The 16,004-nt window shown below is 66.8% G+C and carries 9 protein-coding genes and 3 tRNA genes; 6 read left to right on the top strand and 6 right to left on the bottom strand.

The annotated features are described in order from the left end of the window. Positions 1 to 210 precede the first annotated feature (210 nt). From mycP to M878_RS78810, 3 genes are all read left to right on the top strand, one after another. Positions 211 to 1,470: a type VII secretion-associated serine protease mycosin gene (gene mycP, locus M878_RS78815; protein ID WP_023551002.1), complete on the top strand. Its 1,260-nt coding sequence runs from the start codon at positions 211 to 213 to the stop codon at positions 1,468 to 1,470. Between the two features lie 66 nt (positions 1,471 to 1,536). Further along, positions 1,537 to 2,067, top strand: a complete 531-nt coding sequence (locus M878_RS97800; protein ID WP_158692803.1) for a type 1 periplasmic-binding domain-containing protein — start codon at positions 1,537 to 1,539, stop codon at positions 2,065 to 2,067. 202 nt (positions 2,068 to 2,269) lie between these two features. Beyond that, on the top strand, positions 2,270 to 5,044 hold the full coding sequence (locus tag M878_RS78810; protein WP_023551001.1) for an N-acetylmuramoyl-L-alanine amidase: 2,775 nt from the start codon (positions 2,270 to 2,272) through the stop codon (positions 5,042 to 5,044). Between the two features lie 100 nt (positions 5,045 to 5,144). Here M878_RS78810 and M878_RS78805 read toward each other — a convergent pair whose 3' ends face one another. From M878_RS78805 to M878_RS000000101115, 3 genes are all read right to left on the bottom strand, one after another. Next, the gene (locus M878_RS78805; RefSeq protein ID WP_023551000.1) at positions 5,145 to 5,492 is read right to left on the bottom strand and encodes a hypothetical protein; all 348 of its coding nucleotides are present in this window, start codon (positions 5,490 to 5,492) and stop codon (positions 5,145 to 5,147) included. A gap of 567 nt (positions 5,493 to 6,059) precedes the next feature. After that, complete coding sequence (locus tag M878_RS78800; RefSeq protein WP_158692802.1) at positions 6,060 to 6,440, bottom strand: hypothetical protein; 381 nt, start codon at positions 6,438 to 6,440, stop codon at positions 6,060 to 6,062. Then, complete coding sequence (locus M878_RS000000101115; RefSeq protein WP_158692801.1) at positions 6,437 to 11,365, bottom strand: RICIN domain-containing protein; 4,929 nt, start codon at positions 11,363 to 11,365, stop codon at positions 6,437 to 6,439. Before M878_RS000000101115 ends, M878_RS78800 begins: the two co-directional genes overlap by 4 nt. A gap of 333 nt (positions 11,366 to 11,698) precedes the next feature. Here M878_RS000000101115 and M878_RS49245 point away from each other — a divergent pair, with 333 nt between their 5' ends. Beyond that, a complete protein-coding gene (locus M878_RS49245; RefSeq protein ID WP_023550996.1) occupies positions 11,699 to 13,348 on the top strand; it encodes a tyrosine-type recombinase/integrase in 1,650 nt (549 codons plus the stop codon). 129 nt (positions 13,349 to 13,477) lie between these two features. Here the strand turns inward: M878_RS49245 and M878_RS78790 are convergent. From M878_RS78790 to M878_RS78780, 3 genes are all read right to left on the bottom strand, one after another. Continuing rightward, positions 13,478 to 13,554, bottom strand: a tRNA-Ile gene (locus M878_RS78790). 176 nt (positions 13,555 to 13,730) lie between these two features. After that, a tRNA-Asn gene (locus M878_RS78785) sits at positions 13,731 to 13,803 on the bottom strand. A gap of 6 nt (positions 13,804 to 13,809) precedes the next feature. Further along, positions 13,810 to 13,882 (bottom strand) — tRNA-Asn (locus M878_RS78780). Between the two features lie 158 nt (positions 13,883 to 14,040). On the opposite strand from M878_RS78780, the gene M878_RS78775 reads away from it, so the two are divergent. Then, complete coding sequence (locus M878_RS78775) at positions 14,041 to 14,346, top strand: hypothetical protein (protein ID WP_023550995.1); 306 nt, start codon at positions 14,041 to 14,043, stop codon at positions 14,344 to 14,346. Between the two features lie 143 nt (positions 14,347 to 14,489). Continuing rightward, on the top strand, positions 14,490 to 15,941 hold the full coding sequence (locus M878_RS78770; protein ID WP_023550994.1) for a xylulokinase: 1,452 nt from the start codon (positions 14,490 to 14,492) through the stop codon (positions 15,939 to 15,941). The last annotated feature ends 63 nt before the right edge of the window (positions 15,942 to 16,004 follow it).

Here is a 16,004-nt window from a genome sequence, read left to right as displayed (position 1 = left end):
CAACGAGTCATCGACAAATACCCATGCCGACTTGGTCTGATCGCAGACACTTGCGTCCGATTCATCCCTGCGGCCTTGATCAAAGCTTGGCTCCCTGATGGTCGGCCTTGACTCGGGATTCAGCCACGGGCCGCCCATCACAGGCGATGTGGTAGAACCTGGCTGGCTCCGTGCGCTCCCCGTGCGCGCTGTACGGGAAGCCCACACCGATTGGAGCTGTTCGTGCCCTTTCCGCGAAGACGATCCAGCAGACGCTGCACGCCGATCGCGCTGCCGGTCCTGCGCCGATTCCTTGTCGGCTCCACTCTTGCGGGACTCTGCGCTTTCGCGGCCGACACCCCCGCCGAAGCGGTGGTCATCCGCACGTCCGAGTGGCCGCTCACGCAGTTCCAGGCGGACGAGATTTGGCACATATCGCAGGGCCAAGGCATCACCGTTGCCGTCATCGACAGCGGAGTCGACGCCGGCCATCCCGACCTCAATGGCCAGGTCCTCCAAGGCGCGGGATTCATCGGAGACCCCCGGGACAACGGCCAGACCGACATCTCCGGTGACTCGCACGGAACAGCGATTGCCGGCATCATCGCAGGCACAGGGAAAGCGAGCGGTGGCTACGGAATGACCGGACTCGCACCGAAGGCTAAGGTGCTTCCCGTCCGAGTGTCCACCAACACGACCGTAGATCCCACCGCTATCGCGCAGGGCATCAAATACGCCGCCGATCACCACGCGCAGGTCATCAACGTATCCTCCGGAACGGCCACGCCAGACCCCCTGCTACGCGAAGCCGTCAACTACGCACTCGGCAAAGACGCGGTCGTCGTCGCCTCCGCCGGAAACGACGGCGAGAACGGCAACCCGGCCATGTACCCGGCTTCCTTCCCTGGCGTCATCGATGTCACCGGAACCGATTCCGGCCGTCATTTCTGGCCGGTGAGCGAATCCGGACCCCGATCGACGCTCGCCGCGCCGGCCACCGACATCTACTCCGCCAACGACCGGGGTCAATATGTAAGGGCGGACGGCACAAGCTACGCCGCCGGTTATGTCTCCGCAGCGGCCGCTCTGGTCCGCTCCGCGTTCCCTCACCTGAGTGCGGGCCAGACCATCCGCCGGCTGATCAGCACCGCTTCCCGGCCCGGCGGAAGCGGCCATGACGACCAGTACGGCTACGGTCTGATCGACCCGCTGGCGGCCCTGCGCGCACCCACGGTCATCAACGGCGCTACCACCAACCCGCTCCTATCCGCCGACCCACTCGGCAAGCCCACGAACACCAGTGACGGACGGGTCACCCTCATCGCTCTGGGCGGAGCAGCAGTGGCTCTGATCTCCGCGTCGGTGTGGATCGTCGTCCGGCGCCGCAAGAACCGTTCCGCCATGCGGAACGACCCGACTCCGACGCCGCCACGCGGCACATCGCGTAACGCCGGAAAGTCAGGAAAGAAGAAGCAGAAAAGCCGAACCTGAAGGTGCGCCACATCCCCACCGGTCAGGTAACAGGCCATTAGCAGAATCGATTTTGGAGCGCGCCAGGTGAACCTTTCCTTCCGCCTTAACCACCGCCCCCGAAGGGTACGGCTCATTGCTGCCGCAGGCGCACTGGTCGGCACCGGATTGCTGGCATGGCTTGCCGTCGCTCTGTTGACCGGCCCCCGGACCGCGAAGATCGTCGCCAACAACATCTCAAGGAATTTCCGCGCCTGCCTGGTCAATGATCAACAGGATGCGGCCATGGCCCAGCCCGTCTGGTCATCCCTGCAGAACGCCGCTTCAGGCGCTGCCATAAACGCGCAGCACATCCAGGTACCGAAAGGCAGCACTACGGCGTCCCTGCCGTATGTCAACAGCCTGGTGCAGCGCAAGTGCGGGTTGATCATCTCGGTGGGTCCAGGTCTCCATGAGGCCGTGACCACAGCCGCCCAGCACAATCCCCATCAGCGATTCATCACCATGGGCCCTTCGGTCAAGCTGCCCAACGTTCGCAGTTATTCGCCCACCGACCGGTCCGCCGTCATCAGCGCGGTGCGACAGGCGGCCCGCCCCCGGTCATCTCACCGAACCTGAGACCAGCCCTGCGCAGGTCGCAGCACGGTCACTCACCTTCTTCTCACCCTGCTCTTCCGATCCGACTCCTACGATTCGCCGGTGCCCGTCCCCCACCGGGTGATCACGGATGACTTCAGCAGAGGGAATGCGAGCGTTGAGTCAAAGACGAAGCAGACACCGCAGATCGAGCGTCCGACTGTCGCTGGGAATCGCGGGCGTGATGGCGGTCGCGGTGGGGGCCGGAGTCACGGCGCTGGCACAGGCCAAGCAGCCCGCTGGACCGCAGCCATACGCATTGCAGCACGAATTCACCGCGGCGGCCCAGGAGTTCCACGTGCCGCAGAGCGTGCTGATGGCGGTGGCGTATCAGGAAAGCCGGTGGGACACCCACAACGGCATGCCGAGCACCACTGGCAACTACAACGTGATGGGTCTGACCCAGGTCAGCCCGCAGACGCTGAAGCGGCCTTCGGGCAAGGACCGGACGGCCGAACTCGACATGCGCGGTGACGACCACCGGGGCAGATTTCGCCCGGACGCGCGGGTTCTTGCGGACGTGGGCGCGGTGCGGACGTCCGCTCCGGCGCTGCACACCCTCGACCAGGCCGCGAAACTGATCGGCCAGCCGGACAGCACGCTGCGCGCAGACATGGGCAAGAGCGTACGCGGTGGCGCCGCGTTGCTCGCGCGCTACGAGAAGGCGGCCACCGGCACTCTTCCGGCGGACCCGGCACAGTGGTACCCCGCGGTGGAGCGGTTCAGCCAGTCTCCGGACGCCGCGGGCGCGGTGCAGTTCGCGCGGCGGGTCTACGCCCACATCCGTACCGGGCTGAGCCGCACCACGACCGACGGACAACAGGTCACCATGTCCGCTCAGCCGGCACTGCGGCCGCACATCACGAGCGCTGGCTACCAGCCGGCCGACTACTGGACCGAAGGCGGAACCAACACCGGGTACGCCCCGGCCGGGTACGCCGTTCCGGCGGACGGGACCACCACGCCGACACCCGAGTGCCCGTCCGGCCTGGTCTGCAACTTCGTCCCGGCCGCGTACACGCAGAACGATCCCAACGACAAGAGCAACTACGGCAACTACGACATCGCCAACCGCCCGACGGACGGCAATTCGATCCGGAACATCGTCATCCACGACACGGAGTCCGACTACGCGACGACCGTCAACCAGTTCCAGGATCCGACCGCCTACGCCAGCGCCAACTACGTGATCCGCTCCTCCGACGGACTGGTCACACAGATGGTGCCCAACGAGGACATCGCCTGGCACTCGGGCAACAAGTACGTCAACATGCACTCCATCGGGATCGAGCACGAGGGCTACGCGATCTCCGGCGCGTCCTGGTACACCGAGTCGGAGTACGAGTCCTCGGCGGCGCTGGTGAAGTACCTGACCGCCCAGTACAACATCCCGCTCGACCGCGAACACATCTTCGGTCACGACAACGTCCCCGGCCCGCTGGACGCCTACGTCGCGGGCATGCATTGGGACCCGGGCCCCTTCTGGGACTGGACCCACTACATGCAGCTCCTGGGCGCGCCCATTGGCGCCAACCCGGTAGGCGACCCGCTGCAGGCCGGTGAACTGGTCACCATCGCCCCGCCGTTTACCACGGCCAACGAACCCCCGGTCGACAACGCCTCACCACAGCCGGCCAATTTCGTCTACCTGCGCACCGGCCCCTCCACCAGCGACCCGCTGATCGCCGACCCCTACCTGCACTCCACGGGAACCGGCACCACGACCGCCTACGACTGGGGAGACAAGGCCGTCACCGGGCAACGGTTCGTCGTCGCCGCCCAGCAGGGCGAGTGGACGGCCATCTGGTACAGCGGGCAGGAAGCCTGGTTCGACAACCCCAGCGGCCAGTGGACCATCCCGTCCGACGACACCAGCCAGACCCTCATCACCGCCAAGGACGGCGCCACCTCGATCCCCGTCTACGGCCGCGCCTACCCCGAGGCCGGCGCCTACCCCACCGGCGTCACCGCACAGCCGGTCACTCCCCTGTCGAAATACAGCATCGCGGCCGGTCAGCTCTACCTCGCCCAGCCCGCCGTGAAGGGCGACTTCTACAACTCCGTCAACATCGACGGCAGCGCCCCCGACGACCGCACCCTCATCACCGGAACAAGCACCTACTACCCGATCCAGTACAACGGCCGCCTCGCCTACGTCGACACCGCCGACGTCAAAACCCTCACGCCCATCGCGCCGACGGCCACCGGCACCACAATGCAGCCGGGCCAGTTCCTCACCCCCGGACACAGCCTGTCCAGCGCCGGCATGACGCTGACCATGCAGAACGACGGCAACCTCGTCGCCTACCTCAAGACCGGCGGCACAGGCAACGGCCCGGCGGTATGGAGCAGCGGCACCAACGGCCACACCGGTGCCTACGCCTACATGCAGAGCGACGGCAACCTCGTGGTCTACAAGAGCGGCGGCGGCCCGAACACTGGCGGCACACTGTGGTCCACAGGCACCTCGGGCCACGCCGGCGCCTACGCCACCCTGCAAAATGACGGCAACTTCGTCGTCTATGCCAGCGGCGGCGGCCCGAGCACCGGCGGCGCACTGTGGTCGACCCACACCTACAAGCGCGGGCAGACCATCGCCTCCGGCCAGAAACTCTGGGCCGGCTGGTGGGCCCAGGCCCAGTACACCCGGCTGGTCATGCAGCTCGACGGCAACCTGGTGATCTACCGCAACAGCGACGGCAAGGCCATCTGGTCCAGCGCCACCTCGGGCCACTCCAGCGCCTACGCCTACATGCAGACCGACGGCAACCTCGTGGTCTACAAGAGCGGCGGCGGCCCAAGCACCGGAGGCGCCCTCTGGTCCACGGGCACCTGGGGCCACTCCGGCGCCTACGCCACCCTCCAGAACGACGGCAACTTCGTCGTCTACAAGAGCGGCGGCGGCCCAAGCACCGGAGGCGCCCTGTGGTCCACCGGCACCTACAAGAACGTGCCCTGACACAACTGACAGCACACGATTGAGACCCTGACCGACTGCTCTGCCCGGCCTCCACCGGGCAGAGCAGCGGGGTTCTCTCTCCGCGCATCGGCGAGAAGCCCTACGCCTCGGCTTCGGTGGTCGCGGCGCGGTCAGGATTCTCCCGCATACACGGGGAACTCGTGGCCAACAGCGCGCGGGCACCGCCGATGGCGCAGGCACTCATGCACAGCCTTTCCGTCACCACCCGTTGCAGGGCCATCAGATGACGACGGCCGCGGTGCAGTTCGCTGACGAACGCGCCGGCCTCGGTGAAGCCCGACTGCGCACCGGCCGGCAAGGCCCGGCGATCCAGCTGGACCCGGTCGAACAAGGTGAGGCAGTGGTCCAGCGGGCTGCCCATGCGTGGCGGCAGGCGCCACACCCTGACGCCCGGCTGGGTGGACGTCGCGTCGGTGAGCGGAACCACATGTGTGGCGGACAGAACCTCTGAGTAGCGGATTCTCTCACCGGCGCTGCGGGGGCACGCCCTCTTGGCCCGAGGGTGGAGTTCCGCACGTCTTCGCAGGTCAGGTGCGCCCGTGCCAGATTACATGCCAGATGCGGAGCCATTCGTTGGCCGTTCGGCTAGAAAGGCATGTCGCTTCGTGTGCGACACCAGAAGGTCGCATCGTACGTCCCTCTGCGATACGGGACTTCGAGAACCTGTTCCGACCACTCACCCCAAAAGTCGGCGTGGGGCGGATGCCGAACCCGTGCAGGACAGCACCGGTTGGCCGCGAGTGCGGATATGAGTCATACCGGCTCACTTGGAACCAGTAGGGCTCCAGCTGTTCAGCTTTAAAGAACGTCTCGAGATCAGCAACGGCCTCTTTCCCTTGAGTCAGATCGCCCTGGTTCTCACGCACGAGGTTGATCACCTGTTCGGATACTTGCAGACCGCTCGTCAACCGAAGTCCTTCGCCCTGCTCATCCAATAGCCCGGCCCCGCCGAAGCCGGAAGCGTCGGCGGGGCCTGAAGGACCGATGGATCCGATTACTCGGCTGTGGCAGCCTGGCTTACTGTCACCATCAGGCCGCTCACCAGGGCGAAAAGGTTCTCGCGGTAAAACCCGAGCTGCTCGTGGAAGGCCTCCTCCGAAGCGAACATGCAGTACACGGACGTCAGCACGGCGTGCAGAGTATGCAGTTCCCCGGCTGAGAGAACCACATACTCACGATCACCGGCACTCTGGATCCTGCCGTGGAGTTCTTCCAGTTGCTGTTTACCACACCCGGCCCACACCTGGAGTACTGATTCGCCCTCCCGCCTGTAGGCGAGCCAGAGCAGTGCCTCGCCGACGAGGTCACGCTGTGCTCCGACGAACCGCACGGCGAACCCGTTCCTCTCTCGCCGGACGAACGGTTTACCTCTCACGGTGTTCCTCCTCCGGGATTCAGCGGCACGTACCGGCCCTCGTGCACGCCCTTCTCCCACTGATCAGCGGTGTACTGGTAGGCATGGATATTGCGTGGTGTCTTCACCACGAGCACTCCCTTGCCTGTGTCGTAGACCACCTGTGAACCCTGCCTCACGTCACGGTAGGTGAACTTATTGCGCCAGCCGGCCAGGTAGTCGGCGAGCAACTTCAGGTTGTGCCCAATGCCTGGAATCTCGTGGTCGAGGGATTGCGCAGTGCCGTCGTGCATCCGCATCGCGTTGTATTCCACACCGTCAGCGATGTCCGTGCCGTAGCGCGCATCGATCTCGTCGTACAGGGCGTCGCTGAGTTCACCCTCGCAGTTGTGAACGAGGACCGGCTTTGCACCAGCCAGCACGTAGAAGGTGTGGAGGTCATCGACCGTCAGGTCCCAGACCGTCTGCGGTGCTGTCAGCGTCCGCAGGTCGGCCACGACGTCCGTCTTACCGTCCGGGGTCCTGAGCCGGTCGCCGGCGGCCAGCTCCGACACGATTGTCCAGCCATGGCCCGTCACGTACATCCGGTGGCCTGGCGTCGTGAGGACACGTCCGCCGTCGGCGAAGGTGATCGCGACCAACTGGTCCGCGCGGTGCGAGAAGGTGTCGGTGACCGGCTCCGGGCGAGTTTCCCCGGTCTGAGAGTCGGTGGCCAGAAGCCGATCGTCCGTGGTGATCGTATCAATCGCCTTACGGGAACCGTCTGCCATCAGGACCTGTGTACCTGCCGGGAAGCTGTTCTTCCGGCAGGCTGCGGCGATCTTGTCGGCTTCCTTCTTGCCGATGCCAGCGACGACGTCGTCGTCGAGTCCAGACTCTTTGAGAGACTTCCAGGCATCCGCGATACCGTCCTCGGACTTAACCGCGCGGTTAAGGTCCAAGACGTTCTTGACGATCTCGCTGAGTGCGCTGTCTGCTCCGCCGTAGTTGGCATACGCCCAGGCGCAGCCGGCGGCGCTGCCGTGGAGGCACTTGAGCATGTCCTTGGCGAAGAACTCGAACAGGACGTTCCCCGGTACTTCGCCGAAGAGGGTCTGCCATCCGGCGCGGACGACGTCCTCACCGGAGAAGTGGTGCTGCCAGTTGGTGATCTTGACGTCCGGCAGCAGCTTCCGCTCCAGGAGACGCCAGGCCGTCGGCGGACAGCCCTCGGCCGTGGCCGGTGCCTGATCGTCGGTGCACAAGTAGAAGTCGGCAACGTATTTGACGTGGATTTCGCTGTACGTGGCGTCGCAGCCGACGATCGCTGCCTGCGGCATCCCTGGAACGCAGTTGCCTTGCTGTGTGCCGCTGAGGATCTGGAAGGTGCCGTCTTCCGGGACGACGAACACGCCGGGGACACCCGTCATGGAGCCCTTGCCGAGTTCCTGGTTGGCTTGTTTCTTCGCCGTGTCGGTGGCTATGTCCTGGGCTTCTTTGGCGTACTTGTCGGCGTCCTTGGCGTAGTTTTCGGCCTCGGTCGCGGCCTGGTCGGCGCGGTTGGCGGCAGCCCTCGCGTCCTTGGCGTCCTGTGCGGCCTGGTCGGCTGCCTTGTGGGCGGCGTCTGCGTCGAGGGCGGCCTCGTCGGCTGAGGCGCGGGCGTCCTTCGCGTAGCCTTCGGCGCTGGTCGCTGCGGTGTCGGCTGCGGCGGCGTCTTCGCCGGCCTGCCGGTCGTACTCCTTCGTCCGGTTCAGCGAGTCCACAGCAGCCGCCGCCGATTTCGCGGCGTCGGCCGAATAGTCCAAGGCCTGGTTGGCGTAGCCGCGGGCGTCCGCTGCTGATCGTGCGGCGTTGGCCGCTGACTGCAACGCTGCCTTGGTGTCGTCTTTCGCCTGGTCCGCGATGTTCTTCGCGGCATCAGCCTCCGCCTGCGCGTTCTTCGCATGCGTGTCAGCAACAGCCTTCTGCTGCTCGGCGAGAGTCTTCGACGCCTGCCCGGTCAGGACCACCAGCTCGGCTGTGGAGTCGTTGTCAATGTAGGGGGAGCCGAGTTCGATGGCGTCGTTGGCGGGTTTGACGACCTGCTTCGCCGACTTCCCCGCATCCACGGCCGCCTGGGCGGTGACGTGCGCGTACCCGGCGGACTTGGCCGCTGCGACGAGGGCGTCCTTCAGGTCCTTCTTCGCCGAGTCCGCTTGGGCCTTGGCGTTGTTCGCATCGGTCTCGGCCTCATCCGCGAGCTTGACGGCTGTCCGTGCTTCGCCGGCGGCGTGCTGGGAGGCTGCGATGGCGTCAGCGGCCGTGGCGGTGGCGGTGCGTACGGCTGCGTCGGCGTCTGCCTTCGCCGCTTGCGCTTCATTGGCGTCCGCGCGTGCCCGCTTCGCCGCCGCCTCAGCCCTGGTCGCTGCCGCATCGGCGTCCTCGGCAGACTGTGTGGCGGCGTCGGCTTCGTCCTGGGCCTTCTTGGCGGCCGTCTCGGAGTCGGTCGCGTGCTTGTCGGCGTCGTTCGCGGCCTGGCGTGCCTTGTCGGCGTCGTCCCCGGCGTCGAGGGAGTCGGCGTAAGCCTTCTTTGCGTCGGCCTTGGTGCGGTCGACGTTGGCTTTCTGCTGGGCGTCCCAGGCGTCATTCCGCATGTCGCGGGCGTGGTTGGCCTTGGCCTTGGCGTCGTCCCGCTTGTCCGATGCGGTCTTCTCGGAGGCTTCGGCCTTGTCCTTCGCGTCCTTCGCCTTGCCCGCCAGGTCCTCGGCGTTCTTCCGATGCTGGTTCGCTTCGGTCTGGGCGGCGGCGGCGTTGGCCTTCTCCTGCTTCGCCGTGGCCTCCTGGGCTTCGGCGTCCAGGCGGCGGGCGTGGGCGGTGGCGGCCGCCGTCTTCGCCTTGTCCTCCGCCGCGAGCGTTTCGCCAAGCTTCTGCTTGGCGGTGTCAGCATCCTGCTTGGCGTTGTCCCGGTGGACCTTCGCCGCATCCGCTGCTGCCTTGGCCTGCAACTCTGCGGTGTGGGCGGCCTGGTGGCGGAACTCCGTCTTGACCTGCGCGGCCTGAGCTATCGCGCGCTGGGCGATCGTGTCGCTGTCCGAGCCACTCGCGCGGGTGGCAGCCTCCGCCGTTTCGCCGGCCTTCTCCATGGCGTCCACAGCGGCGGTGATGCCCTGGGTGACCTGGTTCTTCTGCTGACCCACCAACAGCCCGCGCCCACGCGGGGCGCCCTGCTGGTCGGCAACCTGGTAGGAGGCAGTTTCGGCGTCGTCGGACTTCTTCGCCGCCGCCGCTGCGGTCTTCTGCAACGCCTTCAGGTCTTCCAGGAGGCTCTTGGCCTTGGTGCGTGCGTTGGTGATGCCGGTGGTGGCCTTGGTGAACTGCGCCTTGTCCGGGTAGCTGCTGTCGTCGGTGCCGTTGTGACCGAGGGGCTTGACCCGGAACTTCTGCGCCGCACTGTTGTTGCAGCCGTACAGCCAGGCGTCCTGCCCGTTGTTGAACGTGTGCAGGTCCAGACACTTCCCGGTGCCGACACTCTTGATGGGGGTGTCGGACTGCATGTTCAGCGCCCACCGCTGGGCGGGGCTGTCATTGCACTGCCAGATCCGGATCGGCGTCTTGTTGTCGTCGTTGTTCCCGGCGACATCCAGGCACTTCTGCGAGGCGACGTTGACGAGCTGGGCGGCATCCTCGCTGCCGTGGATCTTCCACCGTTGTGCCGCACTGTTGTTGCAGGTGTACACCTGCACCGGCGTGCCATTCGCGGTACCGGAGCCCTGGACGTCGAGGCATTTACCGGCGGCGTTGACGACCTGGACGATGTTGTCGGCATCCCCGACCCAGCCGAGCCCACCCGGCTGCCAGTAGTCCTGCCAGCGCGCGAGATGGTCAGCCGTCCAGGACTGGCCCAGCAGGTCACCGAGGATCTTGGCGGCCTTGGTGAGGCTGGTGACGGCGTCCTCGTTGGCGTCCAGGATGGTGTTCCGCATCCCCGCCTGGCTGCTGATCTCCTGCTGCCACTCCTTCGCGGCTGTGCTGGTGACGTCGCCGAGAACCTTGTCCGGGTCGATCGGGTCCCGCCAGGAGCAGGCCGCGAACCGGGTCTTCACGTCCTCCACGGCGACCCGGTACTCCGGGGAGTCCGGATCCGGTGCGGTGTGGGGGAAACCGCCCGAGGTCAGGAACAGCCGCAGGTCATCGGCGAAGTACTGGTCCCTGAACTTCAGGAACTCGTAGGCGGACTGCTCCGCGTAACGGCGGTCCCGGGCCTCGGGGGGCAGGCTGGGGTCGGGGTCCCCGGTGTAGAGGGGGTCGCCGATCGTCTTGAACGCCTGGACCGTCTTGTCGTCGGCCTTGGCGGTGGGGTCGGTGTAGAAGTCGGCGTCGTCTTTCCAGAACCGGTCGGATATCCACTTCGACAGGCCGGTCTGCGTGTAGAAGTCCTGCTTGCCGTCACCGGGCGATCCCGGAGGCCAGTGGAAGTCCGCATCGGTGAACCCGGCCGGCGTCGACAGGCCAGCGAGCGGCTTCTGCCAGGCGTTGCGCAGGTTGTGAAGGTCGTCGAGCTGCTTGTCGTAGGCGTCCCGGTCCTTCTGGTAGGCGCCCGCGAGCGGAGTCTTGTCCCAGTGGTCCCGGTTGGCCAGGACGTGCAGCTTGTCCGCGGGCTGGTTCAGCCCGTCCTGCGCGGTCGTGGCCATGGTGGGCCCGCCCAGGCGCAGAACCTCTGACATGAGGCACTGGTCCTGCCGCAACTGCTCGGCCGCCGTCTGGGTGTACCAGGGGTAGGAGTCAGCTGCCGGCTTCACGCCGCTCGGATCGTGGGTGACGAGTTCGGGGTGGACGGCAAGGGTGGCGAGCAGGCCGAGTGAGGCGATGGAGACGACCGGAGTCGCCAGTCTTCTCGCCCATCTGCGTCTGCTCGATGGTGGTCTGGGTGGTCTGCGCAACACGCGCAATCCCTCTCTATGAAGGTGTGGCCCCGTATTCCGGGTCACGCTCTGAGAGGGAAGCGGCCAGCCCCCTCGGGAGTTGGGGAGGCTGGCGTGTACGTGGCGCTTCCCCCCAGGACGCGCCGGCCCTTCTCCCAGAAACGGACTGGTCTGATCCGTTCCGGGAGAGGATCATCACCATATGCACGCGTCATGCACACGAAGCAAGACCAAAATCGGCAGGGGAAGTTACCGACAGTCATCGCGGTGACGACCCTCAGAGCGGTGAACACCTGTGCGCAACCTGTGAATGATCGGCTCTTTACTGAAAACTGACACGCTCTTCGTTCCGCGCACACACTGTCACCATGAGATCAACATCACACGACAGGAGTTGGCTTGCCGCTCAAGCCCCTATGCGTTCGCCTTCGCGACCCTTGTAAGAAGTGCGGCGACTTCTTCCTCCGGTGGATCAAGGCAAAGAAGTCACTGGCCCGCACGACCCGCCATGGCTACGAAGAGCACATTCACAACTACCTCATCCCTCACCTGGGGCACATCAAGCGGTGCAACCTCAAGGTCCGGCACCTCGACCTCATGTACGACGCCATCGAGAAGGAGAACGCCGAGAGAGTTCTCCACCGCCTCCGCGTCGATCAGCTCCAGAAGGACCGCGACGCCGCGCACCAGGCCTGGGTGAGGGCAGCCGGGAAGAAGGAGGAGCGCCGCGCCGCCCGACGAACGTTCCTCGACGCGAACGCGGCACTTCGCGAAGGGAAGAGAGGGCTGCGGAAGGTCACTTCCGCAGCCACCATGCACCGCATCAACGACACGCTGTCCTCCGCCTTGAGTTGGGGTATCAAGCGCGAAAGCGCGTTCGCCAAGAACTGGGCACAGCTGGTCGAGCTGCCGCCGGTCACCCGCCCGAAGCCGCTCGTCTGGACCCCTGAGCGAATCGAGCACTGGAAGCGCACCGGGGAGAAGCCCGGCCCGGTCATGGTCTGGACGCCGCAACTGACCGGCGAGTTCCTGGACTTTGTCAAAGACGACTGGCTCTACGAACTATGGCACTCGTTCATCTTCCTGCGCCCCCGCCGTGGAGAAATGGCTGCGCTGCCCTGGACGGAGGTCAGCACCGATGCGCTCTGGCTGCGGATCTCCCAACAGATCGTGGAAGTCGTCTACAAGCTGTACGGCGAGACGCCGAAGGCCGACAGCGTTCGCACCCTGCCACTGAGCCTGGAGTCCGGCGACAACCTGGTCAACTTCCGTACGAAGCAAGAACAGAAGCGCCAGGAGTGGAAGGACGCCTACGACGAGACCGGCCGCGTGTGGACGCACGAGAACGGTGAGGCGCTCCATCCCGACTGGATATCACGACGCTTCTCCCGTCTCGTGGAGCTGTCCGGCCTTCCGCCAGTCCGCCTCCACGACCTGCGCCACCTCGCTGCCACCCTGTCCCTGCTCGCCGGGACCGACATCAAGGTGGTCCAGGAGAAGCTGGGGCACTCCTCACGCCAGATCACCTCCGACACCTACACCAGCGTGCTGCCCGAGATGATGCGGGCCGAAGCCGAGTCCGTGATGGCCGTCGTCCCCCGCGAAATCCCCTTCAAGGTACGCACCCCCATGGAGATCCCCGCGGAAGCCTGGCAAGGCGACGTGGCCGTCTTCTTCGCCCACGGCGCGCGGCAGTCGGCCGATACCTGGGCCGTCGGAGCGCAGCCTCATCCGGACGCCGATCTCCTCGGCATGATCACGATGGCCGGCCGCGGCCAGGACGATGCCGCCAACGCGGCTGTGAAATGGATACGCGACCACTGCGCCGCGAACGATCTGGAGCTGGTCCGGGTCGAGAACTTCAACGACCGTTACCCGGAGGAGCAGCGGTCCGCGTTCTCGCTCACCCGCTTCACGATCGCCCGCTCCAAGTCTCCAGCCCTGGACGCCTGGTCGCTACCGACCGGCTTGCCTTCCGCAGCGATCCGGACCGCCCGCCGGGGGCCAAGCAGGCGACGAAAGGCGCGTGAGAGTACTTCGGTCCACTGAACCGTCCCCGCGTCCACTACGCGTCCACTGGATCTTGATCTGAACGAGTGAAGGAGGGCCACCACGCTCGGCGCGGCGGCCCTCCTTCTACGTTTTCGCAGGTAGAAACGCTTCTGCACCTGCGGTGCCTGGTGGGGCGGGTGGGACTCGAACCCACGGCCGACGGATTATGAGTCCGCTGCTCTAACCGGCTGAGCTACCGCCCCATAGCGGCGTGTCGCGTACATGTGTGCGCGCCGTCTGCCGCAGCATAGCCGCTCATACGATCTCCTGCTTCGGATGGTCGGCATCCGTGCTGCTCATGACCTTGAGGACTACGGCGCGGGCACGGCGGTTCCCGCGGGCATGAAAAAGGACCCCCAAGGGGTCCTCGTTCACTGCGCTCCCCCGACTGGACTCGAACCAGTAACCTGCCGGTTAACAGCCGGCTGCTCTGCCAATTGAGCTACGGAGGACCGAAGCTCCCCCGACTGGACTCGAACCAGTAACCTGCCGGTTAACAGCCGGCTGCTCTGCCAATTGAGCTACGGAGGATCGCCTCGATTGCATCGAACGTACCTACCTGGGTATTCGCCAGGGGGCGGGCGCTCGCTGCGACACATACATTAGCGCAAGCAGGGGGGTGCTCCGCCAATCGGTACCCTCGGCGCCCACGTCGCACCGCAGACCAAGGCAAGGGAAGGGTGGCAGCCATGCGCTACCGGCTCACGTTCGTCGCCGGACTGGCCCTCGGTTACGTACTCGGCACGAGGGCCGGACGCGAGCGCTACGAGCAGCTGAAGAAGGCCGTCCAGCGGATCGCGCAGAACCCTGCCGTCCGCAACACGGCCGAGAGCGCCGCCCAGCAGGGCCGCCAGTACGCAGGCAAGGCCTTCCACACGGTCAGCGACAGGGTCGGAGACCGGGTCCCCGAGACCGTGGCCCAGCGGGTGCGATCCCTGCGGGAGCGGAACCTCAACGGCACCCCCGAGGACGACTGGGGCACCAGCGACACGTAAGCGGGTTGAGCACCGGTTCCCCAGGGGCGCGGGAACCGAGCGACCAGCCACAACGGACCCGCACCCGCCGACACTGAGACACTCCCACCCCATTGGGCGCCCATCGGCCGAAGCCGGCGCGGCGATGCGGCAAAATTCTCCGTATGGGGATAGTCGCCGGGCTGGACAGCTCACCGGACTTCACACGCATCGTGGTCTGCGACGCAGACACCGGTGCCGTACTACGGCAGGGATACGCACCGCATCCGGTCGAGACGCCGGACGGCGCTCGCCCGAGCGACATAGACCCCCAGGCCTGGCTGCTCTCCCTCGGCGAAGCCGCGGGCGGTGGCCTGCTGGAGGGCGTACAGGCCATCGGTGTGTCGGCCCAGCAGAACGCGCTGATCCCCCTGGACGCCCAGGGCAACACCGTCCGCCCGGCGCTGGTCGGCGGCGACAAGCGGGCGCAGGTCGCGGCCGCCGATCTCATCGACGCCCTCGGCGGGCGCGAGGCCTGGGCGCAGGCCGTGGGGTGCGTGCCATCGGCCGCACAGCCGGCCACCAAGCTGCGCTGGCTCGCGAAGAACGAGCCCGAGAACGCCCGCCGGACGGCCGTACTGCTGCAGGCGCACGACTGGCTGGTCTGGCAGCTGCTCGGGCGGCCGGTGCGCCGGACCACTGATCGCGGGGGTGCCTCCGGAACCGGGTACTGGTCGGCCGCCACCGGTGCCTACCGGCCCGACCTGGTCGAGCTGGCACTCGGCCATCAGGCGATGCTGCCGGAGGTGATCGGCCCGTCGGACGCGGCCGGTACGACCCCGGAGGGGCTGCTCATCTCCGCGGGGACCGGGGAGACCATGGCGGCCGCGTTCGGGCTCGGGATCGGGCTGGGGGACGCCGTCGTATCGCTCGGGGCCTCCGGGTCCGTGATGGCCGTCCATCCCGAGGCGCTCGCCGACCAGTCCGGGATGATCACCTCCCTCGCCGACGCCACCGGCATGCACCTGCCGGTCGTCACCACCCTGAACGCCGTGCGCACCCTGCGCGGCACCGCCGAACTGCTCGGGCTGCCGGATCTGGAGAGCCTGTCCGAGCTGGCGATGAAGTCCACGCCGGGCTCCCATGGACTCGTCCTGCTCCCCTATCTGGAGGGTGAGCGGACCCCGAGTCTGCCGCACACCGCCGGGACGCTCGCCGGGCTCCGGCGGGAGTCGATGAAACCGGAGCATCTGGCGCGAGCCGCGTTCGAGGGCATGCTGTGCGGGCTCGCCGACGCGCTCGACGTGCTGCGCGGGCGGGGCGTGGACGTGCGGCGGATCTTCCTGCTGGGCCCGGCCGCCGAGCTGCCGGCCGTGCAGGCCGCGGCGCCCTCGCTGTTCGGTGCGCAGGTCGTCGTACCGCAGCCCGCGGACTACGCGGCGATCGGCGCGGCCCGGCAGGCGGCCTGGGCGCTGGGTGTGTCACAGGGCACGCTCGATCCGCGTACCCCGCCGGCCTGGCAGGGGGCCGCGGCACAGGTGCTGGAGCCGGGCGACGAACTGGCCGTGGGCCAGGCGGTGCGGCAGCAGTTCGTGGCGGTGCGGGAGCAGACCCACCCGGGAGCGTTCCGCGTGTGACCCACAGCCCCTGGCCGTAAGCGCTGGGCCGTCGGGTTGATGCTGGGCTGTCGGGTTAATTCG

It is taken from the genome of Streptomyces roseochromogenus subsp. oscitans DS 12.976 (assembly GCF_000497445.1).
GTDB classification, from domain to species: Bacteria; Actinomycetota; Actinomycetes; order Streptomycetales; family Streptomycetaceae; genus Streptomyces; species Streptomyces oscitans.
This window is presented reverse-complemented; position numbering and strand designations above follow the sequence as displayed.